The organism is Nocardia amikacinitolerans NBRC 108937, assembly GCF_001612615.1.
In the GTDB taxonomy this organism is placed as follows: domain Bacteria; phylum Actinomycetota; class Actinomycetes; order Mycobacteriales; family Mycobacteriaceae; genus Nocardia; species Nocardia amikacinitolerans.
Window position 1 is genome coordinate 352,580 of the sequence record NZ_BDAU01000001.1, and the last position, 23,448, is coordinate 376,027.

24 protein-coding genes are annotated in these 23,448 nt (G+C 69.0%); 23 read left to right on the top strand and 1 reads right to left on the bottom strand.

Features of this window, described 5'->3' with window-relative positions; all coding sequences use genetic code 11:
* The first annotated feature begins 143 nt into the window (after positions 1-143).
* The 23 genes from NAM01S_RS01555 (at position 144) to nicT (ending at position 21,707) form a co-directional block, all read left to right on the top strand.
* Positions 144-587 carry a type II toxin-antitoxin system Rv0910 family toxin gene (locus NAM01S_RS01555; RefSeq protein ID WP_067778179.1) on the top strand — a complete coding sequence of 148 codons (444 nt, stop codon included), beginning with the start codon at positions 144-146 and terminating at the stop codon, positions 585-587.
* 34 nt (positions 588-621) lie between these two features.
* Positions 622-1,311, top strand: a complete 690-nt coding sequence (locus NAM01S_RS01560; protein ID WP_067778361.1) for an ABC transporter ATP-binding protein — start codon at positions 622-624, stop codon at positions 1,309-1,311.
* Positions 1,308-3,803: an ABC transporter permease gene (locus NAM01S_RS01565; RefSeq protein WP_067778180.1), complete on the top strand. Its 2,496-nt coding sequence runs from the start codon at positions 1,308-1,310 to the stop codon at positions 3,801-3,803. The genes NAM01S_RS01560 and NAM01S_RS01565 overlap by 4 nt, the downstream gene beginning before the upstream one ends.
* 18 nt (positions 3,804-3,821) lie before the next feature.
* Positions 3,822-4,322, top strand: a complete 501-nt coding sequence (locus tag NAM01S_RS01570; RefSeq protein ID WP_067778181.1) for a WKL family lipoprotein — start codon at positions 3,822-3,824, stop codon at positions 4,320-4,322.
* 98 nt (positions 4,323-4,420) lie between these two features.
* Positions 4,421-5,908, top strand: a complete 1,488-nt coding sequence (locus NAM01S_RS01575) for a sulfatase family protein (RefSeq protein WP_084482262.1) — start codon at positions 4,421-4,423, stop codon at positions 5,906-5,908.
* Positions 5,909-6,043: 135 nt separating this feature from the next.
* Complete coding sequence (locus tag NAM01S_RS01580; protein ID WP_067778183.1) at positions 6,044-6,415, top strand: hydrogenase maturation nickel metallochaperone HypA/HybF; 372 nt, start codon at positions 6,044-6,046, stop codon at positions 6,413-6,415.
* On the top strand, positions 6,376-7,245 hold the full coding sequence (hypB, locus tag NAM01S_RS01585; protein ID WP_067778184.1) for a hydrogenase nickel incorporation protein HypB: 870 nt from the start codon (positions 6,376-6,378) through the stop codon (positions 7,243-7,245). The genes NAM01S_RS01580 and hypB overlap by 40 nt, the downstream gene beginning before the upstream one ends.
* An 84-nt stretch (positions 7,246-7,329) precedes the next feature.
* A complete protein-coding gene (locus tag NAM01S_RS01590; RefSeq protein ID WP_067778185.1) occupies positions 7,330-8,385 on the top strand; it encodes an NADH-quinone oxidoreductase subunit B family protein in 1,056 nt (351 codons plus the stop codon).
* A gap of 10 nt (positions 8,386-8,395) precedes the next feature.
* Positions 8,396-10,192 (top strand): nickel-dependent hydrogenase large subunit, encoded by a 1,797-nt coding sequence (locus tag NAM01S_RS01595; protein WP_067778186.1) that lies wholly within the window; start codon positions 8,396-8,398, stop codon positions 10,190-10,192.
* Between the two features lie 3 nt (positions 10,193-10,195).
* Positions 10,196-11,125 carry a NifU family protein gene (locus NAM01S_RS01600; protein ID WP_067778187.1) on the top strand — a complete coding sequence of 310 codons (930 nt, stop codon included), beginning with the start codon at positions 10,196-10,198 and terminating at the stop codon, positions 11,123-11,125.
* The gene (locus NAM01S_RS01605; protein ID WP_067778188.1) at positions 11,122-11,754 is read left to right on the top strand and encodes a DUF5947 family protein; all 633 of its coding nucleotides are present in this window, start codon (positions 11,122-11,124) and stop codon (positions 11,752-11,754) included. The genes NAM01S_RS01600 and NAM01S_RS01605 overlap by 4 nt, the downstream gene beginning before the upstream one ends.
* Complete coding sequence (locus tag NAM01S_RS01610) at positions 11,751-12,398, top strand: DUF6084 family protein (RefSeq protein WP_067778189.1); 648 nt, start codon at positions 11,751-11,753, stop codon at positions 12,396-12,398. The genes NAM01S_RS01605 and NAM01S_RS01610 overlap by 4 nt, the downstream gene beginning before the upstream one ends.
* Positions 12,395-13,747: a hypothetical protein gene (locus tag NAM01S_RS01615; protein WP_067778190.1), complete on the top strand. Its 1,353-nt coding sequence runs from the start codon at positions 12,395-12,397 to the stop codon at positions 13,745-13,747. The genes NAM01S_RS01610 and NAM01S_RS01615 overlap by 4 nt, the downstream gene beginning before the upstream one ends.
* Positions 13,748-13,760: 13 nt before the next feature.
* On the top strand, positions 13,761-13,880 hold the full coding sequence (locus NAM01S_RS37125) for a DUF6893 family small protein (RefSeq protein ID WP_372507991.1): 120 nt from the start codon (positions 13,761-13,763) through the stop codon (positions 13,878-13,880).
* 18 nt (positions 13,881-13,898) lie between these two features.
* Entirely contained in the window at positions 13,899-14,219 is a 321-nt protein-coding gene (locus NAM01S_RS01620; protein ID WP_067778191.1) for a hypothetical protein, read from the top strand.
* Positions 14,176-14,694, top strand: a complete 519-nt coding sequence (locus tag NAM01S_RS01625) for a hydrogenase maturation protease (RefSeq protein ID WP_067778192.1) — start codon at positions 14,176-14,178, stop codon at positions 14,692-14,694. Before NAM01S_RS01620 ends, NAM01S_RS01625 begins: the two co-directional genes overlap by 44 nt.
* Before the next feature lie 3 nt (positions 14,695-14,697).
* A complete protein-coding gene (locus NAM01S_RS01630; RefSeq protein WP_067778193.1) occupies positions 14,698-14,940 on the top strand; it encodes a HypC/HybG/HupF family hydrogenase formation chaperone in 243 nt (80 codons plus the stop codon).
* Positions 14,937-17,255 (top strand): carbamoyltransferase HypF, encoded by a 2,319-nt coding sequence (gene hypF, locus NAM01S_RS01635; RefSeq protein ID WP_067778194.1) that lies wholly within the window; start codon positions 14,937-14,939, stop codon positions 17,253-17,255. Before NAM01S_RS01630 ends, hypF begins: the two co-directional genes overlap by 4 nt.
* Positions 17,256-17,273: 18 nt before the next feature.
* Positions 17,274-17,600, top strand: a complete 327-nt coding sequence (locus tag NAM01S_RS01640) for a HypC/HybG/HupF family hydrogenase formation chaperone (protein ID WP_067778195.1) — start codon at positions 17,274-17,276, stop codon at positions 17,598-17,600.
* Positions 17,597-18,709: a hydrogenase formation protein HypD gene (gene hypD / locus NAM01S_RS01645; protein ID WP_067778196.1), complete on the top strand. Its 1,113-nt coding sequence runs from the start codon at positions 17,597-17,599 to the stop codon at positions 18,707-18,709. The genes NAM01S_RS01640 and hypD overlap by 4 nt, the downstream gene beginning before the upstream one ends.
* Positions 18,702-19,778 carry a hydrogenase expression/formation protein HypE gene (gene hypE / locus NAM01S_RS01650; RefSeq protein WP_067778197.1) on the top strand — a complete coding sequence of 359 codons (1,077 nt, stop codon included), beginning with the start codon at positions 18,702-18,704 and terminating at the stop codon, positions 19,776-19,778. Before hypD ends, hypE begins: the two co-directional genes overlap by 8 nt.
* 88 nt (positions 19,779-19,866) lie before the next feature.
* A complete protein-coding gene (locus tag NAM01S_RS01655; protein ID WP_067778198.1) occupies positions 19,867-20,577 on the top strand; it encodes a DUF6390 family protein in 711 nt (236 codons plus the stop codon).
* Positions 20,574-21,707 (top strand): Nickel transporter NicT, encoded by a 1,134-nt coding sequence (gene nicT / locus NAM01S_RS01660; protein WP_067778199.1) that lies wholly within the window; start codon positions 20,574-20,576, stop codon positions 21,705-21,707. Before NAM01S_RS01655 ends, nicT begins: the two co-directional genes overlap by 4 nt.
* A 171-nt stretch (positions 21,708-21,878) precedes the next feature.
* Here nicT and NAM01S_RS01665 read toward each other — a convergent pair whose 3' ends face one another.
* Positions 21,879-23,087 (bottom strand): esterase/lipase family protein, encoded by a 1,209-nt coding sequence (locus NAM01S_RS01665; protein WP_067778364.1) that lies wholly within the window; start codon positions 23,085-23,087, stop codon positions 21,879-21,881.
* Positions 23,088-23,448 lie beyond the last annotated feature (361 nt).

Here is a 23,448-nt window from a genome sequence, read left to right on the forward strand (position 1 = left end):
CCCATATGTAATCCTCGATTCATTCGCGCCGTGAAGCGCCGAGTCCGGGCATGCCCGACGCGGTACGGGGACCGGCGCGTGCTGTCACAGCGGGGGGTTTTCGTATCCCCGCACGCTCGGCGAAATGCCTTTGGGAGGGGTTAATGGCCGGCTTCGAGATAACCCAAGAACTGGATGTCAGCGCGACGCAGATCTACTCGATCATCGCCGACACCGGTACCTGGGGCGAGTGGTTCATGATGCACGACGGCTTCCTGGAAGACCCGCCCGAGCACATGACCGTGAACTCCAAACTCGTGCAGAGCATCCGCATGCTCGGCATGACGCATCGGCTGGAGCTGACCATCACCGCGTTCAAACCGCCTATGCAGCTGGTGTTTTCGGGAAGCAGCCCGGCCGGCGTGTCGTGCGAGTTCAGCTTCGGCATCCAGCGCGTCCCCGGCGGCTGCAGCCTGACCATCGCGGGCGATTTCGCGGGCCCGATGGTGAACGGCCAGCTCGGACAGGTGATCGAGCGAGACGCCCGGCAACTGCTCACCGACTCGATGCACAAGCTCGAGGCGATGACCGGATCGGCGGGCCGATGACACCGGGAGCTGTCGCGGCCGCCGGGAGGTGGGCGTGCTCGCGCTGAGCGATGTCGTCCGGACCTATCACCTCGGCAGTCAGAGTGTGCGCGCCCTCGACGGCGTGAGCATGAAAATCGAAGCGGGACAGTTCGTCTCGATCGTCGGACCGTCCGGCGCAGGTAAGAGCACCCTGCTGCACCTGCTCGGCGCGCTGGATCGGCCGGACGAGGGCTCCATCCGGTTTCGCGACGAGGAGCTCGCGCACCTCGACGACGATCGGCAGTCCCGTTTCCGGCGGCACCACGTGGGTTTCGTGTTCCAGTTCTTCAATCTGCTTCCGACGCTGTCCGCTTGGGAGAACGTCGCCGTCCCGAAATTGCTGGACGGCGCCCGGCTGCGCACCGCCCGCACCCGAGCACACGAGCTGTTGGATCTCGTCGGCCTCGGCGACCGCGCCGCGCACCGCCCCTCGGAACTGTCCGGCGGCCAGATGCAGCGTGTCGCGCTGGCGCGGGCGCTGATGATGGATCCGCCGCTGATCCTGGCCGACGAACCGACGGGCAATCTGGATTCCAAGACCGGCGCCGACATCCTGGCGTTGCTCGCCGACATCGCGCACGCCGAGGATCGCGCGGTGGCCATGGTCACCCACAATCCCGACGCGGCGGACGCCACCGATCGGATCATCGGCTTGGCCGACGGCCGCATCGTCACCGACGAACTCGCGGCGGGTTCGCGATGAGGACCGTCATCGATCGGTGGCGGCTGTTCGGCTTGCGCGAATTCGCCGTCCACCGCGGCCGTACCCTCGCGTCGGTGACGGTGACGGCGGTGTCGGCGGCGTTCCTGGTCGCGGTCTTCGGCCTCTTCGGTTCGCTGACCGGGTCGATCGATCGGCTCGTCGGCGGCCTGGCCGGCTCCGCGACGTTGGAGGTGTCCGGCATCACCGACACCGGCTTCCCCGCGGCTGTGCACGCCGATGTCGCCGGGGTCCCCGGCGTGGCCGCCGCCGTGCCGATGGTGCGCCAGGTGGTGTCCACCGCCGCGGGCGACGTGCTGCTGCTCGGCACCGACATGAGCGCGACCGCGCTGCGCAGCGACCTGCAGCGGGCGCTGGAAACGCACCTGAACGCCCTCGCCGCCACCCCCAGCGGCGTCCTCGTCGGAACGGAAGTTGGTGCGGCAGAAGGTGATTCACTCCGGCTGGCGAGCACCGAAGTAACCGTCGCCGGTGTCGTGCGCGACGGAAGGGCGGCGCGTCTCAACGAGGGCCGCTTCGTGCTTGCGGCCTTGCCGGTCGCCCAGCAGGTGACCGGCCACGCCGACCGGATCGATTCGATTCTGATCGTTCCGTCCGCCGCGGCGGACGGGGCGACCCTGCGCACCGCGGTCGAGGACGCGGTGGACGGCCGCGCCGTGGTGGCCGCACCGAGTCTGCGAGCGGTACAGGCGGGCAACGGAATTCGGATTCTGCAGTACATGATGCTGATGGGTGCGGCGCTCGCGTTCATCGTGGCCGCGTTCCTCATCTACACCACGGTGACGATGGCGATCGCCCAACGCCGGGCGACCATCTCGATGCTGCGCGCCGTTGGCGGGCGCGGGCGGACGCTGGTGACCGATCTGCTCGTCGAAGCGTTCCTCGTCGGCGCGCTCGGCGGCCTGATCGGGTCGGCGCTCGGGGCCGTACTCGGCCGTCTCGCGGTCGGCACCCTGCCCGCGGCGCTCATGCAGTCGGTGGAAGCACGGACGGTGTACATCCTGCCGCTGTACGCGATTCCGATCGCGGTCCTCGCCGCGGCCGGAACCAGCGTGGCGGCCTCGGCGGTGGCGGCGCGACAGGTGTACAAGGTGTCACCCGTCGAGGCGCTCGCACCGGTCGGCGCGTCCACCGCGGACCGCGTTCCGGCCTGGCTGCGGTGGGGCGCGGCGGTCTCCGCGATCGGGTCGGTGACGATCGCGGCCGGGCTCGCGGTGCTGCGGCTCGGCGAGTTCCTGTGGTCGGGGATCGCGCTGTCGATGTTCTTCGGCGCGAGTGTCACCCTGTGCTTCGCGCTGTCCGGGCAACTCGTCCAGGCCGCTACGGCGGTGGCGCGGCGCCTCGGCCACGCGGGCGAACTCGCGGCGGCGACGCTCGAGCGCGCGCCGCGCCGGGTGTGGGCCACCCTCATGACCGTCTTCATGGCGGTCGCGGTCACCGTGACCATCACCGGCTCGAACGGGGATCTGCTCGGGTCGGTGCGCGATTCGGTGACGCCGACGGGCGGTGTCGACTTCTGGGTGGCTTCGCACGGGCCCGACCAACTGCCCACCGGCCCCGCGCTGCCGAACGACCTCGCGCCGACGATCGCCGGACTGCCGAGCGTGGCGCGGGTCAGCGAAGGGCAGGTCGCGTACGCGACGCTGGGTGAACACAAGATCGCTGTGCACGGACTCGGGGAGAACGCGGCCAGCCCCCTGTTCGACGACCTCGACCCGCGGACCCGAGCCGACATCGTCGCCGGACGCGGTGTCGTGCTGTCCAGGGATCTGAGCCGCACCCTCGAGCTCGAGGTCGGCGACGAACTCGCGCTGCGCACGCCGGACGGAATGCAGCGCACCGAGGTGCTCGCCGTCGTGCCGTACTTCACGACCCTGTCCGGCACGGCGGGTATCGGATTGACGCAGATGCGGACCTGGTTCGACCGGCCGGGGGCGACCGTCTTGCAGGTCGAGGGCGCCGCGGGGACCGATGCGGAGCGGCTCCGGGAGTCGATCCGCGCGGTCACCCCGGATCGGGTGCACGTGTACTCCAGCGAACAGTCCACCGCGGGCGTCGAAAGCGCCCTCCGCCAGGGCATGGCGGTGAGCAACGCCCTCTGGGTGATCGTCGCGCTGATCGCCGCGATCGCGCTGCTCACCACGCTGACCCTGTCGGTGCTCGAGCGCCGCCGCGAGCTCGGCGTGCTGCGGGCGATGGGCTCGAGTCGCAGGCTCACCCTCGGCATGGTGCTGGCCGAGGCGGCGAGCGTCGGGATCGTCGGCGGCGGCCTCGGGCTGGTGTTCGGCATGGCGAGCCAGTACTTCTTCGACCGCCTCAGCGTGGACATCATGAACATCGACGTGGCCTACCGACCGAGTGCGGCGGTACTCGCCTTCGCGATCGGCGCTGTCGCGCTGAGCCTGCTCGGCGCCGTCCCGCCCGCGATCCGAGCGGCACGTCTGAACATCATCGAGGCCGTCGGCATCGACTGACGGCCGGAAGGAATCATCATGCGCAGGCAATCATTCCCACGCGCCCGTGTTCTACTCGTCGCCGCGGCGGCGATCGTCGCTGTCGGCTGCGGAGATTCGGGCGACGACAGCCCTGCCAACCCCGCCGCGGGAAGCAGCACGCGGCAGGCGACCGACCGGCCGCCGGTGCCGCTGCCGAGCCCGGCCGAACTCAACGCGGGACTCGGCATAGCCCTGAACCCCGCCACCCCGGCCGACCAGAAGCTCACCTTCGTTCAGGGCGCGGAGAACGACCCGGAGCTGATCGCCAGGGTGACCGAGGCAGCCACGAAGAACGGCGTCACCATGACGGTGACGCAGGTGGAGTACACCGGCGGCGAGACCATGCAGGCGCGCGCGACCTTGTCCGTCAACGGCACGCCCGTCGAGGGTCAGTCCGTGATTCCGTTCGTCGCCGAGAACGGTCGCTGGAAGTTGCAGAAGGCATGGGCGTGCCAGATGCTCGCCAACGCCCAGACCACCTCCCCCAGCTGTCCTTAGCGAGAGGCGACCGATTCGCCGAGCCCTTGACTGACCGTTCATTCGTAAGTGAGTATATCGTCAGTTAGGTGGGTAGTCGGCGAAAGGTTGTGTCTCACATGCCCCAACGAACGATGGTCGGCCGCCGCGAGGTGCTGGCCATGATGGCCGCGGCGCCGGTGCTGGCGGCCGCGCCCGTCCCGCGCGCGGCGGCAGCACCCGCATCGCGTCGGCCGAACATCCTGGTCGTCATGACCGACCAGGAACGCGCGGACGTCGCGTTGCCGCCGGGATTCAGCCTGCCCGCACGCGACCGAATAGCCGCCGCCGGAGTGCGTTTCGCCATGCACCACACCCCGACCGCGCCGTGCTCGCCCGCCAGGTCGACGTTCTTCACCGGTCGGCAGGCGCCCGTCACCGGCATGCTCGACAATGTCCGCGGCAGCGAGCCCATGGGCGCGCTGCTCGGCGCGATGGAGGCGTTCAGCCCGAATCTCGACGCCACCATCCCCACGCTCGGCACGGTCTTGCGCGGCGCCGGATACCGCACCGCCTACATCGGCAAATGGCATCTGTCCGATCCGGTCGGCCCCGAGCCGACGGCGTTGTCGCAGTACGGATTCGACGAGGCGCTCGACATCCTGTCCGGCGGCGGACCGAACGAGGGAACCCACGAGGATCCCGGGGTCGTGGACCAGGCGGTGGACTGGTTGCGCGGACGCGCGGGCGCCCCCGAGCCGTGGCTGTGCGTGGTGAGCATGGTCAACCCGCACGACATGATGTTCTGCCCGCGCTTCTACCGGCTCGAAGACGTCCCCGACTACGGCGCGGCGGTACCGGCGAATTTCGAATCCGATCTGTCGACCAAACCGCGTGTGCAAACCGCTTGGCGCACAGCGAATTCCCTCGTCGGTGGCGTCATGCCGGAGGAGGTCACCTCACCGCTCGCCCAACGGCAGTGGCGGCAGTGGGGCAACTGGTATCTCGAATTGTTGCGCCGCACAGACGAATTGATCGACCGCGTGCTCGGCGCTCTCGACGACAGCGGCGCCGCCGCCGACACCGTCGTGGTCCGGGTCGCCGACCACGGGGAACTCGGTGGCGCGCACGGGCTTCGGCAGAAGGGCGCGATGATCTATCGCGAGAACAACAGGGTCCCGCTGGTCATCGCCGACCCGCGCAACCCCGGCACCCACGGGACGACCGCCACCGGCCTGACCTCGCACGTGGACCTGGTGCCCACGCTCGCGGCGCTGGCCGGAGCCACGCCGGGGCCGGTCGCCGGCCGCGACCTGACACCGCTGCTGACCGATCCCGGCCGAACGGTGCGGGAGGCCCTGCTGCTGACCTCCGACGCCAAGTCCAGCGGCGGTCTGCTGCCCGACGTCGGCTACTGCCTGCGCGGCGCGATCACCCCGCGCTACAGCTTCGCCCGATACGCCACACCGGAGAAGCTGTCCGGCCCGCGCTCGGAGTTCGAGTACGAGCTCTACGACCGCCAGGAAGATCCGCTCGAGCTGCGCAACCTCGCCAACGCGGGCGGCGCACCGAACCTCGTCGCGGAGCTGAACGACCTAGTGGATTCGCTGATCGCCCAGGAGTTGTGAGGGCGGCTCACCCGACGATCTCGCCGACCGGGCGAACCCCACCGCCGGTCGGCGGACGGATTCTCCGTTATCGCGCCGCCCGATGTGCCGCGGAGTAGCCTCGATAGGGGTCATATCCCAAAAGCCGAGGCCACGATGCACGAAATGGCGATAACTCGAAGTGTCGTCGACGCCGTGTGTGAGCATGCGGCGGGACGGCGGGTGCACAGCGTCACCGTGGAGGTCGGCGCGCTGTGCGCGATTGTGCCCGAGGCGATGCGGTTCTGCTTCGAGCTGGCGACCGAGGGGACGGTGGCGGACGGTGCCGAGCTGGTCGTGCAGACCGTGCCAGGCGCCGCGCTCTGCCGGTCCTGCGGCGCCGAGTTCGCCCTCGTCGATCTGATTCCGCTGTGTCCGTGCGGTAGCGCGGACGTCGAGATCAGGTCCGGGCGGGAGCTTCGAATCCGGACGATGGAAGTGAGCGAATCATGTGCGCGACCTGCGGATGCGGCGATTCGACAGCCATGATCACGGTCCTGCGCGACCACCCGCACGAGCACGACCCCGACCACCGGAACGACCCCGATCACCAGCACGCGCACGGCCACCACCACGGCCACGAAGACGACGACGCGCACGGCCACGAGCACGCGGATCACGTCCACGTGCCGATCACCGAAACCGTGACCTTGGAGCAGAAAGTGCTGGCCAAGAACGATCGACTGGCCCAGCACAACAGGGAACGGCTGCGGCGCGGCGGCATCGTGGCACTCAACGTCACCAGCTCGCCGGGAGCAGGTAAGACGACGCTGCTCGAGCGGACCATCCGCGATCTCAGCGATCGACCGGTGGCGGTGGTCGAGGGCGATCAGGAGACCTTGATCGACGCCCAACGCATCAAGGCGACGGGGTGCCGAGTGGTCCAGGTCAATACCGGCGCCGGTTGCCACCTGGATGCCGAAATGATGCGACACGCTCTGGACGAGCTCGATCCCGCGCCGGGCACGCTGCTGTTCATCGAGAATGTCGGCAATTTGGTCTGCCCCGCGCTGTTCGATTTGGGCGAGCTCGCCAAGGTCGTGGTGTTCTCGGTGACCGAGGGCACGGACAAACCGCTGAAGTATCCGCACATGTTCGCCGCGGCCGGATTGGTGATAGTCAACAAAATCGATCTGATTCCGTACGTCGATTTCGATCTCGACCGGTGCGCCGAATACGCGCACTCGATCAATCCCGGGGTACCGATCATGCCGGTCTCCGCGATCACCGGCGAGGGCTTGCCGAACTGGTACACATGGCTTTCCGGGCAGATGTCGCCGCCATCGGCCTCCCTTGAGGAAGCCTCCGCCCCCGCCTAGACTGACGTGACGAGTGTCACATTCCGGACGGTTTTCTCGAATCGGAAACCTGTGCGGCGCTCCAGCTTCGAAAGGTGGCATCTCATGCCGACTAAGGAAGCAGTCAAAGCCGAAGACACGCTGATCCACGTTCTCTGGATCAACGCCGGCCTCAGTTGTGACGGTGACTCGGTGGCGCTGACTGCCGCCTCCCAGCCCAGCATCGAGGAGATCGCCCTGGGTTCGCTACCCGGTCTCCCCAAGGTTGCCGTCCATTGGCCGCTGATCGATTTCGAATGCGGTCCCAACGGTGGGGCCGACGATTTCCTGGAATGGTTCTTCCGCGCCGACCGCGGCGAACTCGAACCGTTCGTCCTCGTTGTCGAGGGATCGATTCCCAACGAGCAGCTCAAAACCGAGGGCTACTGGTGCGGGTTCGGCAACAACCCCGAGACCGGCCAGCCGATGACGACCAGCGAGTGGCTGGATCGTCTCGCCCCGAAGGCCACCGCCATCGTGGCCGCAGGTACCTGCGCCACCTACGGCGGCATCCACGCCATGGCAGGAAACCCGACCGGGGCGATGGGCGTGCCGGACTACCTCGGCTGGGAGTGGCGGAGCAAGGCGGATATCCCCATCGTCTGCGTGCCGGGCTGCCCGATTCACCCGGACAACCTCTCCGAGACCCTGACCTACCTGCTCTACATGGCCACCGGCCAGGCGCCGATGATCCCGCTCGACGACGCGCTGCGGCCCAAGTGGCTGTTCGCCGCGACCGTCCACGAGGGATGCGATCGCGCCGGGTACTACGAGCAGGGCGACTTCGCGACCGAGTACGGATCGCCGAAGTGCATCGTGAAGCTCGGCTGCTGGGGTCCGGTCGTGAAATGCAATGTGCCCAAGCGCGGTTGGATCAACGGCGTCGGCGGCTGCCCCAATGTCGGCGGCATCTGCATCGGCTGCACCATGCCCGGTTTCCCGGACAAGTTCATGCCGTTCATGGACGAGCCGCCAGGCGGCAAGCTCTCCTCGGCGGCCTCCGGACTGTACGGGTCGGTGATCCGCAGCCTGCGCTCGGTCACCGGCCGCACCGTGGACAAGGAACCGCGCTGGCGACACCGCGGCGAGAAGCTGGAAACCGGCGCGACGCGCACCTGGTAGGAGGACTTCGATGACTCAGATCATTCCGGAGCCGTCGCACCGAAAGGTCGATCCGAACGCCCTCGTGGAGATGGCGTGGGATCCGATCACCCGGATCGTCGGCAGCTTGGGTATCTACACCAAGATCGATTTCGAGAACCAGCAGGTCGTGGAGTGCCACAGCACGTCGTCGATCTTCCGCGGCTACTCCATCTTCATGAAGGGCAAGGATCCGCGCGACGCGCATTTCATCACCAGCCGGATCTGCGGCATCTGCGGCGACAACCACGCCACCTGCTCGTGCTACTGCCAGAACATGGCCTACGGCGTGCAACCGCCGCACCTGGGCGAGTGGTTCGTCAACCTCGGTGAAGCGGCCGAGTACATGTTCGACCACAACATCTTCCAGGAGAACCTGGTCGGCGTGGACTTCTGCGAGAAGATGGTCTCCGAGACCAATCCCGGTGTGCTGGCCCGCGCCGAGCGCACCGAAGCGCCGCACGCGGACGCGCACGGGTATCGGACGATCGCCGACATCATGCGGGCGCTGAACCCGTTCAGCGGCGATTTCTATCGCGAGGCGCTGCAAGTCAGCCGGTACACGCGCGAGATGTTCTGTCTCATGGAGGGCAGGCACGTGCACCCGTCGACGCTGTACCCCGGCGGTGTCGGCACCGTCGCCACCATCCAGCTGATGACCGATTACATGACGCGGCTGATGCGGTACGTGGAGTTCATGAAGAAGGCCGTGCCGATGCACGACGATCTGTTCGACTTCTTCTACGAGGCGCTGCCCGGCTACGACAAGGTCGGTCTGCGCCGCACGCTGCTCGGCTGCTGGGGTTCGTTCCAGGATCCCGAGTTCTGCAACTTCTCCTACAAGGACATGGAGGACTGGGGTCGCAAGATGTTCGTGACCCCCGGCGTGATCGTGGACGGGAAGCTGCTCACGACCAGCCTGGTCGACATCAACCTCGGCATCCGAATCCTGTTGGGCAGTTCGTATTACGACGACTGGACCGACCAGGAGACGTTCGTGAAGACCGACCCGCTCGGCAATCCGGTGGATCGGCGCCACCCGTGGAACCAGCACACCAACCCCAAGCCGCAGAAGCGCGACCTGGAGGACAAGTACAGCTGGGTGATGTCGCCGCGCTGGTTCGACGGCACGGACCACTTGGCGCTGGACACCGGCGGCGGACCGCTGGCGCGGCTGTGGTCCACGGCGCTGGCCGGGCTCGTCGACATCGGCTACGTGAAGTCGACCGGGCACAGCGTGCAGATCAACCTGCCGAAGACCGCACTGAAGGGGCCGGTCGAGCTGGAATGGAAGATTCCGTCCGTCGGCAGCAACACCATCGAACGCGACAGGGCCCGCACCTACTTCCAGGCCTACGCGGCGGCCTGCGCCCTGCACTTCGCCGAGAAGGCCATCGAGGAGATCAGGGCCGGACACACCAAGACCTGGGAGCCGTTCGAGGTGCCCGAGGAAAGCATCGGGTGCGGCTTCACCGAGGCCGTGCGCGGTGTCCTGTCCCATCACATGGTGATCAGGGACGGCAAGATCGCCAACTACCACCCGTATCCGCCGACGCCGTGGAACGCCAGCCCGCGCGACAGCTTCGGCACACCGGGCCCCTACGAGGACGCGGTGCAGGGCCAGGCGATCTTCGAGGAGAACAACCGGGAGAACTTCAAGGGCATCGACATCATGCGCACGGTGCGCAGCTTCGATCCGTGCCTGCCGTGCGGCGTGCACATGTATCTCGGCAAAGGCAAGACGCTGGAGAAGGTGCACTCCCCCGCCCAGACGCTGACGCCGGAGTAGCGGATGGCGAACCCGCGGCGGGAGAGAGGAAACGGACACGACGAGGCCGTAGTCGACGACGATCGCTGGCGCGGCGCGGGTGAACGCATCGAAACGCTGCTCGAATCGAGTTCGGTGGGCGGCGCCGCGGCCAGGGAGCGGGCCGAGGAACTGGTCCGCGAGGTCGCCGATCTCTACGGCGCGGGCCTCGAGCGCATCGTCGGCATGCTCGACGACACCACGCTCGAACGCCTGGCCGGTGACGACCTCGTCGCGAGTCTGCTGCTCGTGCACGGGCTGCACCCGCACGACGTCGTCACGCGGGTGCGCACCGCGCTCGACAGCGTGCGGCCCTACCTCGGTTCGCACGGCGGCGACGTCGAACTGATCGAGATCGAGGACGGGATCGTGCGGCTCGAGCTGGCGGGCAGTTGCCGCACCTGCCCGTCGTCGTCGGTGACGCTGGAACTGGCCGTGGAGGACGCGGTGCGCGCCGCTGCCCCCGAGATCGAGGCGATCGAGGTGGTCGCGGCCGAACCGGAGTCGGGCTCGGGCGTGATCGCGGCGGAGTCGCTGTTCGCGCGCGTGCACGCGGCAGGTCCGCACCCGGGCAGCTGGATCGCCGTCCCCGAACTCGCGGCCATCGGGGCCGGTGAAGTCGGGGGGTTCGCGGTGGCCGGTGTGCCGGTGCTGGCCTGCCGGGTCGGCGACGAACTGTTCGTCTACCGCGACCGGTGTGGTGCCTGCGGCCGTTCGATGGCTGGCGCGGTTCTGCACCGCCGCCTCGGCTTCCCGGTGGGCGACGCCGTGCTGCGCTGCCCGTCGTGCGGCGCGCATTTCGACGCGGTACACGCCGGTGCGCGGGTCGACGGCGACGGACACCTCGAACCGCTGCCGGTACTGGTTCGCTCGGGTGAGCTGTCGGTGGCGGTTCCCGCGAAGGTGGCCGGATGACTTCGGCGTTCGGCGTGCTGCGCCGCCTGACCGCGCCGCGACCGCCCGCCCCGGCGGGCGAGCGCTGCGAGATGTGCGCGGACCCGATCGGCGAAGCCCACCAGCACGTGGTGAATGTCGAAGGCAGACAGCTCATGTGCGTCTGCCGCGGCTGCTATCTGCTGTTCACCGACCAGACCGCCGCGTTGCGGTACCGCGCGGTGCCGGATCGCTATCGGTCGTTCCCGGACGTGGTCATCGATCAGGACGAGTGGGACGCGCTCGAGATCCCGGTCGGCTTGGCCTTCTTCTTCCGCAATTCGGTGCTCGAGCGCACCGTCGCGTTCTATCCGAGCCCGGCGGGCGCGACCGAGTCCGAACTGCCGTTGCCGCGCTGGCGCGCGATCTTGGACCGGCATCCGGAGATCGATGTCGCGGCCGACGACGTCGAGGCGTTGCTGATCCGCATGCCGCACCGCGGCAGGCCCGGCGCCTGCCTGCTGTTGCCCATCGACGCCTGCTACGAGTTCGTCGGCCGGATGCGGCTGCTGTGGCGCGGTTTCGACGGCGGCCAGGAGGCGCACGACTACATCGAGGAATTCTTCGACACCATGTCGGCGCGGGCGCGCACCGAGGGGGGCGCGCGATGAGCCCCGCCTACTCGATCACCTTCGCCGTCCTGGACATCCGGCCCGAGCCGTACTCGGCGACGCCGACGCTGTCGGCGCGCGTCGGGATCGCGGCGCTGCACGAGGAGCCGGTGCACGCCATCGCGCTGCGCGCGCAGGTCAGGATCGAACCGCGCCGCCGTTCCTACACCGACGAGGAGGCGGCGGGGCTCACCGACCTCTTCGGCGCGCGGGAACGATGGCACGACACGCAACGATCGTTCCTCTGGATGCACTGCGCGACAACGATTCCCGGGTTCACCGGCGGCGCGGAGGTGGATCTTCCGTTGCCGTGCACCTACGACTTCGAGGTCGCGGGATCGAAGTACCTGCACGCGCTGCGCGAGGGCACGGTGCCGTTGCTGTTCCTGTTCAGCGGCACCGTATTCATCAGGGGCGCGGGCGGTTTCGCGGTGCAACAGGTGCCGTGGGATCGCGAGGACAAGTTCGACATGCCGGTCTCGGTGTGGCACGACCTGATGGCCGCGCACTTCCCCAATTCCGGCTGGGTCCGGCTGTCCCGTGAGACGCTCGACGCCCTGTCGGCCTACAAGCACGAGCGCGGGCTGCTCGGCTACGACGACGCGGTGACCAAGCTGCTCGCCTCGGCGCAGGAGCCGACATGAGCACCGGTCGTTCGGTCCGGTCCGCGCGCGCAAGGGCGCGGGCGGTCGCCGACGCGATCCTCTACGAGGGCTATCTGCTGTATCCGTACCGGGCGAACGCGCGAAAGAACCAGTGCCGCTGGCAATTCGGCGTCCTCGGTCCCGAGGGCGCCGCGCGGGCCGGCCTCGGTGAGGATTCGATGCTGCGCGCGCGATTTCCGGTCACCTCGGACGGTGACCCCGCGCTCGTCCTGACCGTCCGGTTCCTGCAACTACAGCGGCGCACCGTCGAAGATCCCAACGGAACTCCGGTGGCCGAGCTCGACGTCGGCGGCCGGGCCTTGATCAGCTGGGACGAGGCTGTCGAGCACGAGATCGAGCGCGGGCCGATGCCGCTGGCGGACACCGCGTTCGACGTGTCCGTTCCCGGCGGCGTCGATACCGAGGACGTGCACGACGCCGCGGGCGCCGTGGCGGGACGGATCGTGCGTACCCGGCAGCCGCTCGGCGGCCGGGTCGAGGTATCGGTCGACGAGACGGCGGGGTGCCATCGCGTGACCATCGAAGTGCGCAATACCGCTGCCGCCCAGTCGAACTCGGACGACGCACTCGCGCACTCGCTGCTCGGCACGCACGTGATCGCCGAGCTCGACGACGGCGAGTTCGTGTCGCTGCTCGAGCCGCCGCCCGAAGCGGCCGCCGCGGTCGAACAGTGCGACCAGCACCGCTGCTTCCCGGTCCTCGCCGGGCCGCCCGGCGACCACGGTCTGCTGCTGATCTCGCCGATCATCCTCTACGACCACCCGGAGATCGCCGAACAGAGCGAGGGTCCGTTGTTCGACGCGACCGAGATCGACGAGATCCTGACCCTGCGGGTGATGAGCATGACCGACGAGGAGAAGGCGCAGGCCCGCGCCACGGATCCGCTCGCCGCGCGGATCGTCGACCGCTGCGACGCCACCACGGCCGACCAACTGGACCGGCTGCACGGCGTGCTGCGCGAATCAGCGAACCCGCCGCGCGTGCTGCCCGAGGTACCGGACGGCGTCGACTGGTGGGACCCGTTGGCCGACAACGCGGTTCGTCCCGATTCCGATGCGGTCGTCGTCGCGGGCGTGCTGGTCAGCCGAGGCAGCAGGGTGCGGCTGCGCCCGTCGCGGCGCGCCGATGCCCACGATCTGTTCTACGACGGCGAGCTCGCGCGGGTGGTGTCGGTGCACGAGGACGTCGACGGCGACGTGCACGTCGGCGTCGTCGTCGAGAACGACCCGGCCGCCGACCTGCACGAGTGGTACGGCCGCTACCTCTACTTCGCGCCCGACGAGATCGAGCCGATCGACGGGCCGTCCGAGCAAGACCGAGACGAGTGAAAGGAGGGTCGGCATGGACAGGGTAGGAGTCGTCGCGATCGCTGTCACCGCGGCGATCGGAGGTGTGTTGGCCGTCATCGGACTGCGGTCGATACCGGACATCCGGCGCTATTTCCGAATCCGCAACATGTAGCGAAGGCGAGGACAAGTCATGGGTGACAGGAAAGAAGAGCCGCAGTCGGCACGCGGAGCGCCTGGCTCGCGCGACACCGGTTCGGACACGGTCGCGGGCGGGCCGGCGGACCGCGAACCCGGCGACATCGGGCACGAGGAGACGACCTCGGCCGAAGGCGAGCGCCCCGAGCGCGACGCCGAATTCACCACGAAGCCGGGCTCCGACGCCGAGCCCGCCGTCCCGCCCTACGACGAGCGCAAGGACACCGCGAACCGGCCGGGCGAGACGGCCGCGGGCGAGGTGGAAGGCGCCGATGTCGGCGGCGCGACGACGCCGACACCAACCGAGAAGGAGTGAGACGACGACGAAGGTGCTGGTCGCCGGGATCGGGAACATTTTCCTCGGCGACGACGGATTCGGCCCGGCGGTGGTGCGGCGGCTGGCCGCCCCCACCGCGGCGGACGTGCGCGTCGCCGACTACGGAATTCGGGGCATGCACCTCGCCTACGACCTGCTGGACGACTGGGACGCGCTGGTGCTTGTCGACGCGCTGCCCGACCGGGGCGCTCCCGGCCGGGTCGAGGTGTTCCGCGCCGAACACGGCGAGCACTCCGGCGCGCGGCTCGACGCCCACGCCATGGATCCCGAGGCCGTGTTCGCGATGGTGCGGACGCTGGGCGGCACGGTGCCGCCGACGGTGATCGTCGGCTGTCAGGTCGTCTCGGTCGCCGAGGGAATCGGCCTCACCGAGCCCGTCGAGGCGGCCGTCGCGCCCGCCGCGGACGCGGTCGAGTCGGTGCTGGCGGACCTGCTCAGCCGACAGGAGGTGTGAACGATGTGCCTCGGGATTCCGGGCCGGGTCGTGCGGATGGCCGAGGGCTACCACGATCAGGTCGCCTTGGTCGACGTCTCGGGTGAGACGCGGAAGGTGAACATCGGCATGCTCGACGACGGTCCGGTCCGCCCCGGCGAGTGGGTCATCATCCACATGGGCTTCGCGGTCGAGCGGACCGACGAGGCGGGTGCGGCCGAGGCGCTCGCGGGGCTGCGACTGCTGGGACGCGGGGAGGAACCGTGACCGCGCCGCGAACCCGGCGGCGGATCCTGGTCCGCGGCGTGGTGCAGGGTGTCGGCTTCCGGCCGTTCGTCTACACCACCGCCGCCGAACTGTCGCTGGCCGGTCGCGTGTCCAACGACAGCTCCGGTGTGATCGTCGAGATCGAGGGCGCCGCACGGGATCTGGACGAGTTCGAGCGCCGCGTCCGCCGCACGCCGCCACCGCTCGCCGTCGTCGAATCCGTCGAGACGACCGAGATTCCGGCGCGCGGCGGCACCGGGTTCCACATCGCCGACACCACCCGCGACGGCGCGGGACGCACGCTGGCCTCGCCCGACGTGGCGATCTGCGCCGAGTGCGCCGCCGAGCTGCGCAATCCGGCCGATCGCCGCTATCGGCACCCCTTCGTGAACTGCACCAACTGCGGCCCGCGATTCACCATCATCGCGAGCCTGCCCTACGACCGGGACCGGACCTCGATGGCCGAGTTCCCCATGTGCGCGGCGTGCGCGCGCGAGTACGCCGACCCCGCCGATCGCCGCTTCCACGCGCAGCCGATCGCCTGTCCCGCCTGCGGTCCCACGCTCGGCTACACCGGTCCCGGATCGGGAGACCCGATCGCGGCGTCCCGAGAGTTGTTGCGGGACGGCGGAATTCTCGCCGTCAAGGGCATCGGTGGATACCATCTGGCCTGCGACGCGGCGAACGAGGCCGCCGTCGCCGAGCTGCGTCGCCGGAAACGGCGCGGCGACAAGCCGTTCGCGCTCATGGTGCCGGACCTGGCGAGCGCGCGGGCGATCGTCGAGGTCGACGCGACCGCCGCCGAATTGCTGACCGGCCCCGCCCGGCCGATCGTATTGCTGCCGCGCCGCGCGGAGCCCGAATCGACTGCCGCCGAGAACTTTCCGGCCCCGGCCTGCTCGGTGGCGCCGCGCAATCCCGATCTCGGCGTGATGATCGCCTACTCGCCGGTGCATCTGCTGCTGTTCGGGCTGCCCGGCGACCCGCCAGGACCGCGGGCATTGGTGATGACCTCGGGAAACCTCGGCGGCGAGCCGATCTGCTACGACGACGCCGACGCGCGCGAGCGCCTCGCGGGCCTCGCCGACGCGTGGCTCACGCACAACCGGCGCATCGTTGTGCCCTGCGACGATTCGGTGGTCCGGCTGGTCGACGGCGTCGAACTGCCGGTACGCCGCTCCCGCGGGTACGCGCCGATGCCCCTTGCCCTGCCGACGCCGATGCCGCCGACGCTGGCGGTCGGCGCGGATCTGAAGAACACCTGCGCGGTGGCCGACGGTCGCTACGCGTGGTTGAGCCAGCACATCGGCGATATGGACGACCTGGCGACGCTGCGCGCGTTCACCGAGGCCGAGCGCCATCTCGAGGAGCTCACCGCCGTGCGGCCGATCCAGTTGGCCGCCGACGCGCACCCGCGCTACCGGTCCACCGCGTGGGCCGAACAACACGCGGGCGAGCGCCCGATGCGGACGGTGCAGCACCATCACGCCCATATCGCGGCGGTGATGGGCGAGCACGGCCTCGACCCGGCCGCGACCGTGCTCGGAATCGCCTTCGACGGAACCGGTTTCGGTCCCGACGGGGCGATCTGGGGCGCCGAGGTGCTCGCCGCGGGATACAAGGGCTACCGGCGGCTCGCGCATCTGCGCTACGTACCCCTCGCCGGTGGCGACCTGAGCGTGCGACGGCCGTACCGCATGGCGCTCGCGCACCTGCGCGCCGCCGGAATCGACTGGACCGAGGACATCCCCGCGGTGCGTGTGTGCCCGGCCGGGGAACGCATAGTTCTGGCGCACCAGCTGGATACCGGCTTCGGCTGCGTCCCGACCTCGAGCATGGGCAGACTCTTCGACGCGGTCTCGTCGCTGGCCGGGGTGCGCCACGAGGTGGATTACGAGGCCCAGGCGGCGATCGAACTCGAGGGACTCGCTCGCGGCGCGGATCCGGGCGCGCGCGGCTACGAGTTCGCCATCCCGGCGAAGGACGACCCGCGCGGTCGCGGCGCGGGCGCGATCGATCCCGCCCCGGTGATCGCCGCGGTCGTCGCCGACGTGCGGGCCGGTGTCGCGCCCGAGGTCGTCGGCGCGCGCTTCCACGCGGCGGTCGCGCGCCTGATCCTCGACCTCGCCGTGGGATACGGGGCGTCGTCGACGCCCGTCGCACTGTCCGGCGGGGTGTTCCAGAACGCCCTGCTGCTCTCGGCCACTCGAAAACTGTTACAGGAGAAGGGCTTCGAAGTCCTCTGCCATCGCAGGCTGCCACCGAACGACGGCGGCCTCGCGTTCGGCCAGCTACTCGCCATCGGAGCGGGATGAGCGGAAGGAGAAGCGACGATGTGCCTGGCAGTACCAGGAAAGGTGCTCAGCCTGCACGAGCGCGACGGCACGCTGATGTCGACCGTCGACTTCGGCGGCGTGCACAAGGATGTGTGCCTGCAATACATCCCCGACGCGGCGGTCGGCGACTATGTCGTCGTCCACGTCGGATTCGCGATTCAGCGCTTGGACGAGCAGTCCGCGCTACAGACCCTGGCCGAGTTCGAACGCCTCGGTGTGCTCAACGAAGAGTTCGGCGACGGTTTCGCCATCGCCGCGAAACAGGCCGGACTCGACAACCCCGAGACAACCGAGCAGCCAGACGATCCGGAGGTGACGTCGTGAAGTATCTCGACGAATTCAGTGATCCACAGCTGGCCAAGGGCCTGCTCGACCGGATCCGCGGCGCGACGAGCAGACGGTGGTCGATCATGGAAGTCTGTGGTGGCCAGACCCATTCGATCATCCGGCACGGCATCGACCAACTGCTGCCCGACCAGATCGAGATGATCCACGGCCCGGGCTGCCCGGTCTGCGTCACGCCGCTCGAGGTGATCGACAAGGCGCTGGAGATCGCCGCCCGGCCCGGGGTGATCTTCTGCTCGTTCGGCGACATGCTGCGGGTGCCGGGCAGCAACAAGGATCTGTTCCGCGTCAAGAGCGAGGGCGGCGACGTGCGGGTGGTCTACTCACCGCTCGACGCGCTCGAGCTGGCCCGCGCGAACCCCGACCGGCAGGTGGTGTTCTTCGGCATCGGCTTCGAGACCACCGCGCCCGCCAACGCCATGACCGTCTACCAGGCCAAACGACTCGGCGTGCGGAACTTCTCGCTGCTCGTCTCGCACGTGCTGGTGCCGCCTGCCATCGCCGCGATCATGGAGTCCCCCGACTGCCGGGTGCAGGGCTTCCTCGCGGCCGGTCACGTGTGCACCGTGATGGGCACCGGTGAGTACCCGCCGCTGGCCGAGAAGTACCGGGTTCCGGTGGTGGTCACCGGCTTCGAGCCGCTCGACATCCTGGAGGGCATCCGCCGCACGGTGGTCCAGTTGGAGGCAGGACGGCACGAGGTGGAGAACGCCTACCCGCGCGCGGTCGCCGCGGCGGGCAACCCGGCCGCCAAGGCCATGCTCGAGGACGTCTTCGAGGTCACCGACCGGGCTTGGCGCGGTATCGGCGTCATTCCGCGCAGCGGCTGGCGGCTCTCGGAGCGCTACCGCGACTACGACGCCGAGCAGCGGTTCGCCGTCGACGAGCTGCACACCGAGGAGTCATCGATCTGCCGTTCCGGCGAGGTGCTGCAAGGCCTGATCAAGCCGCACGAGTGCGCGGCCTTCGGCAAGCAGTGCACACCACGGAATCCCTTGGGCGCCACCATGGTCTCCTCCGAGGGCGCGTGCGCCGCCTACTACCTGTACCGGCGGCTCGACCTGCCTGCGGAGGTCGCTCATGCTTGACGAGACCGGGTCGCCCGCGCCCGTCGACATGGGCAGCTGGGTCTGCCCGATGCCGCTGCGGGATTCGCCTAACATCGTCATGGGGCACGGCGGCGGCGGTGCGATGTCGGGCGAGCTGATCGAGCATCTCTTCCTGCCCGCGTTCGGATCGGCCGCCGAAGCGGGATTCGGCGATTCGGCGGTGGTCAGCCTCGGCGGCGCCCGGCTGGCGTTCACCACCGATTCGTTCGTGGTGAAGCCGATGGAGTTCCCCGGCGGTTCGATCGGGGAACTCGCCGTCAACGGCACCGTCAACGATCTCGCGATGTCCGGCGCTCGTCCCATGGTGCTGTCGACCGCCTTCATCCTGGAGGAGGGCACCGCGCTCGCCGATATCGCGCGCATCGCAGCGGCCATGGGCACCGCCGCCCTCGGGGCAGAAGTCAAGCTGGTCACCGGTGACACCAAGGTCGTCGACGCCGGTCACGGCGACGGCGTCTACGTCAACACCGCGGGGATCGGGCTGATCGACGACGGCGTCGACATCCGCCCGCAGCGCGCGCGGCCCGGTGACGTGGTCGTGGTCAGCGGGGAGATCGGCCTGCACGGTGTCGCGGTGCTGAGCTGTCGCGAGGGCTTGGAGTTCGGCACCACGGTGTGCAGCGACACCGCGCCGCTGCACGGTCTGGTCGCCGCGATGCTGGCCACCGGCGCCGACCTGCACGTCCTGCGGGATCCGACGCGCGGCGGGGTTGCCGCGACGCTCAACGAGATCGCCGGCGTGGCGGAAGTCGGTGTGTCGCTGGACGAACGGAAGATCCCGGTGTCCTCGCAGGTTCGCGACGCGTGCGGACTGCTCGGCCTGGATCCGCTGTACGTCGCGAACGAGGGCAAGCTGGTCGCCTTCGTCGCGCAGGAGGACGCCGATAAGGTCCTCGCGGCCATGCGCGAGCATCCGCTCGGCGGGCGTGCCGAGGCGATCGGCGTCTGCGTCGACGAGCATCCCGGTATGGTGGTCGCCCGCACGGCGCTGGGCGGCAATCGGGTGGTGGACCTGCCCGCGGGCGAACAACTGCCGCGAATCTGTTGACATGGGCGGTGATTCGGCTTCCGCCGGGGCGGCGAGAGGAGGTAGCGCGGCCACCGGACCGGACGCGGGGGGCTTCGACGGAACCGAGATGTTCGCCCGCTACGCCCACGCGCCCAACGCACTCGGCTACTGCGGACCCGCCGCCGGCGGGTCGATGGTCGACCTGCCCGCGGCGGAGGTCAGGGCGATGGCGCGCCGATTCTCCGGCGCCTGGCCCTACCTGCGGGTCATGGCGCGGCTGACCGGCATCGACGACCCGCTGGACCGGCGGCTCGTCGAATCGTATTGGCTCGGAGGAGGACTCGGTGCGCGACTGGATCCGGCGGAGTTCATGGCGGAACTCTTGGCTGTCATCGGTCCGGTCGCCGGTCACTACTGGGCGCATCTGACCCCGGAACTCGCTCCCGAAGCCGCCGCCAACCACTGCTTCCACGTCTTCGGCGTCTACCCGTGGAGCAGATTGCTCGGACGGGGCAACGACGAGCATCCGTTGCGTGTGCTCGACAACTGCCGCATCACTTGGGGGACGGTCCTTACCCGGACCGCCGACCACGTCACGGTGTCGAGCCGCCGCCTGGAGTGGGACGGACGTCGACTCGCGTTGTCCGCTCCGCGGGCCCGGCGAGTCGCGGTGTCGGTCGACGGCTACTCCCCCGTACCGGACGTGCGCGAACCCGATCTCGTCGCGCTGCACTGGGATCGGCTCTGCGGACGGCTGGAGCCGGAGCAGGTCCACGACCTCGCCGACAGCACGGACCGCCAGTTGCGCGTCACCAACGACAGGCTGTCGCGGACGTGACCGTTTCCACCGGACGATCCCGCCTCGACGTCGTTCGCCACTCGCTGACCCGCACCGAATGGCTCGGCGCCGCAGGCATGTTCGCGGTGATCGCGGCCTTGCACCTGGTCGGCTGGATCACCCTGATCGTGTTCGTGGTGCCGCGCGACCTCGACATCGGCGCGCAGACGCTCGGGATCGGTGTCGGCCTGACCGCCTACACGCTCGGTCTGCGGCACGCCTTCGACGCCGACCACATCGCCGCGATCGACAACACCACCCGCAAGCTGATGAGCGACGGGCAGCGCCCGCTCTCGGTCGGATTCTTCTTCTCCCTGGGGCATTCGACGATCGTCTTCGGACTCGCCTTCCTGCTCTCGATCGGGATCAGGTCGATCGCCGGACCCGTCGAGGACGAATCCTCCAGCCTCCAGCACTACACCGGGCTGTTCGGCACCACGGTCTCGGGCGCGTTCCTCTACCTCATCGCACTGCTCAACATCCTCGTGTTGATCGGCATCCTCCGCGTCCTGCGGCGCATGCGGGCCGGCGACTACGCCGAGGCGGATCTCGAAGACCAGCTCGCCAGAAGGGGATTCGTCAATCGCCTGCTGGGACCGGTGATGCGGGCGGTCACCAAACCGTGGCACATGTACCCGGTGGGTCTGCTCTTCGGCCTCGGGTTCGACACGGCGACCGAGGTCGCGTTGCTCGTGCTCGCCGGAACCAGCGCGGCCGCTGGACTGCCCTGGTACGCGATTCTGTGCCTGCCCGTCCTGTTCGCCGCGGGCATGAGCCTGCTGGACACCATCGACGGGACCTTCATGAACTTCGCCTACGGATGGGCGTTCGCCCACCCCGTCCGCAAGGTCTACTACAACATCACCGTCACGGCGCTGTCGATCACGGTGGCCCTGCTCATCGGCACCGTGGAACTGCTCGGCCTGCTCGCCGAGCAGCTGCGCTTGTCCGGCGGATTCTGGGACTGGGTCGGCGGTCTGGATCTGAACGTGCTGGGCTATGTCATCGTCGGGCTGTTCGTCGCCACCTGGGTGGTGGCGCTGCTGGTGTGGCGCTACGGCCGCGTCGAGCAGCGCTGGACCCGTCGACCTTCCGTCGCGCACCGGCCGCCGTCGCCGCCGACGCGATGACACCGACGTCGCCGCGTACCGCGAACGAGACCGATTTCATGCCGAAGCCCACCGGGCGGCAGTGCGTGCGTTACTCCGCTCGGTGGGCTCGGCGACGGCGGTCGGGTCGCGCCTGCACGGGAGGGTTCGAGGGTTCCCGCCCGACATCCCGGCCGCCGATCGGTCAACAGGTCACAGGGCGCCACCACCTCCGATCAGCCAAGGGTTGAAGGTGCAGTCGAGCTGCGGATGACCCACCGGGTCCAAGGCGCGCAACGCGATCGACAGCGCCCGCGGCGAGTACATCATCGTGAGGTGGTCGGAGACGTCCTGCTCGCAGCCGTCCTGGAGGGTGATGTTGTCGACTTTCACGCCGGGACCGGCCTGGAGGAAGGTCAGGTCGTAGGGGTTGGTGATCTCGTCGTACCGGGTGCCGACGATGGTGTAGTCCACGCCGGGCACGGTGTCGCCGTCGGCGTTGAGCTTCTGCACGAACTCCGAGCCGACCGTCTGCTGGATACCGGCGTGGCCGACGAAGATCTCGACGAAGCCGAGGATGTCGATGCCGAAGTTGTTGATGGCCCTGCCCAGCGCGCCGATCCCGATCAGGCTGGTGCCGTGGTGGGTCGCGCCGTAGGTGACGAGGTTCTGCACCTTGGCCGCGCCGCCCTCGAACTTGGTGTACCAGTTGGCCATCGCGCCGCCCTGCGAGTGGGCGATGATGTCGACCTCGTCGGCTCCGGTGGCCGCGAGCACCCGGTCGACGAAGGTGGCCAGCTGCTTGGCCGAGTCCCAGATGTAGCCGGTGCCCATCACGCCGGGCAGCACCGATCCGAGGCCGCCGCCCTCGAGCAAGTTGGCGCGGCCGTAGTTGAAGGTGTAGGTACAGAAGCCGGCGTCCTTGATCGGCTGACCCATGAAGGCGTAGCCGTTGTAGGCGTTCATCCAGGTGCCGTGCAGCAGCACCACGGGACGGGGGTGCTCGGCGGTGGGCTTGCAGTTCCAGTCGTTGGCGCCGGGCGGGGCGACATCGGGATTCAGCAGACCGTGGCCGAACGCGGCCAGCCACGAGGTCATCGGCGGTCCGTAACCGACTGTGTCGCTGGCGAATCCGCCAGCGGACCCGGAACTGCTGCCGGATCCCCCGTAGCAATTGCCCGAGCCGTTGCCCGAGCCTGCTCCGCTGCCGGAGGTGCAGGCCGAGCCGGACCTGCCCGCGCTGCCCGACTCGGCGACCGGCGCCGCCTTGCGACCCGCGGCGATGAGGTCGGCCAAGGCCTGTTCGGTCGGCGCGGGCTCGGGGGCGGCCTCGGCCGCGACACCGGTGAAGCTCATGGCGAGCACCGATACGATCGACACCGCCGCGGCGCCGAGCGTTCGGCCGCGGGTACTTCGTTTCATCAGATGCCTTTCGGTCGGAACGACGTCGTTCCCTCGTTCTCGGTTCTTGCGGTTCACAGCCCCGCCGTGCCGGTCGGCGGGACTGAAACTGCGCCAACGCTAGGACCGGGGAAACGGCGAAACCCACACCGCGAACGGGTATCTGGAGACCTCACGAAGCGTTCGCCGCGGCCATAGGGAACGTGCACAGTCACCGCCGAACGGTCCTTCGCCGATTCCGGTGACATTCGCGTCCAACGGATTTCGGGAATCGCCGACGACCTCGAGTGCGATCCTCCAATTACGCGGCCACCGAACGATGACATCTCCAGATATTCCGGTCGGCACGGTGTGCTGGGGTGGATCACGGCGCAATCATGGA

Coding starts and splice junctions, on each gene's coding strand:
- NAM01S_RS01555 (WP_067778179.1), top strand. CDS start 144: ATGGCCGGCTTCGAGATAACCCAAGAACTGGATGTCAGCGCGACGCAG.
- NAM01S_RS01590 (WP_067778185.1), top strand. CDS start 7,330: ATGCCGACTAAGGAAGCAGTCAAAGCCGAAGACACGCTGATCCACGTT.
- NAM01S_RS01595 (WP_067778186.1), top strand. CDS start 8,396: ATGACTCAGATCATTCCGGAGCCGTCGCACCGAAAGGTCGATCCGAAC.
- NAM01S_RS01610 (WP_067778189.1), top strand. CDS start 11,751: ATGAGCCCCGCCTACTCGATCACCTTCGCCGTCCTGGACATCCGGCCC.
- NAM01S_RS01615 (WP_067778190.1), top strand. CDS start 12,395: ATGAGCACCGGTCGTTCGGTCCGGTCCGCGCGCGCAAGGGCGCGGGCG.
- hypE (WP_067778197.1), top strand. CDS start 18,702: ATGCTTGACGAGACCGGGTCGCCCGCGCCCGTCGACATGGGCAGCTGG.
- hypB (WP_067778184.1), top strand. CDS start 6,376: ATGTGCGCGACCTGCGGATGCGGCGATTCGACAGCCATGATCACGGTC.
- NAM01S_RS01665 (WP_067778364.1), bottom strand. CDS start 23,087: ATGAAACGAAGTACCCGCGGCCGAACGCTCGGCGCCGCGGCGGTGTCG.
- NAM01S_RS01625 (WP_067778192.1), top strand. CDS start 14,176: ATGTCGGCGGCGCGACGACGCCGACACCAACCGAGAAGGAGTGAGACG.
- NAM01S_RS01565 (WP_067778180.1), top strand. CDS start 1,308: ATGAGGACCGTCATCGATCGGTGGCGGCTGTTCGGCTTGCGCGAATTC.
- NAM01S_RS01620 (WP_067778191.1), top strand. CDS start 13,899: ATGGGTGACAGGAAAGAAGAGCCGCAGTCGGCACGCGGAGCGCCTGGC.
- NAM01S_RS01570 (WP_067778181.1), top strand. CDS start 3,822: ATGCGCAGGCAATCATTCCCACGCGCCCGTGTTCTACTCGTCGCCGCG.
- NAM01S_RS01630 (WP_067778193.1), top strand. CDS start 14,698: ATGTGCCTCGGGATTCCGGGCCGGGTCGTGCGGATGGCCGAGGGCTAC.
- NAM01S_RS37125 (WP_372507991.1), top strand. CDS start 13,761: ATGGACAGGGTAGGAGTCGTCGCGATCGCTGTCACCGCGGCGATCGGA.
- NAM01S_RS01605 (WP_067778188.1), top strand. CDS start 11,122: ATGACTTCGGCGTTCGGCGTGCTGCGCCGCCTGACCGCGCCGCGACCG.
- NAM01S_RS01580 (WP_067778183.1), top strand. CDS start 6,044: ATGCACGAAATGGCGATAACTCGAAGTGTCGTCGACGCCGTGTGTGAG.
- NAM01S_RS01655 (WP_067778198.1), top strand. CDS start 19,867: ATGTTCGCCCGCTACGCCCACGCGCCCAACGCACTCGGCTACTGCGGA.
- NAM01S_RS01575 (WP_084482262.1), top strand. CDS start 4,421: ATGCCCCAACGAACGATGGTCGGCCGCCGCGAGGTGCTGGCCATGATG.
- NAM01S_RS01640 (WP_067778195.1), top strand. CDS start 17,274: ATGTGCCTGGCAGTACCAGGAAAGGTGCTCAGCCTGCACGAGCGCGAC.
- NAM01S_RS01600 (WP_067778187.1), top strand. CDS start 10,196: ATGGCGAACCCGCGGCGGGAGAGAGGAAACGGACACGACGAGGCCGTA.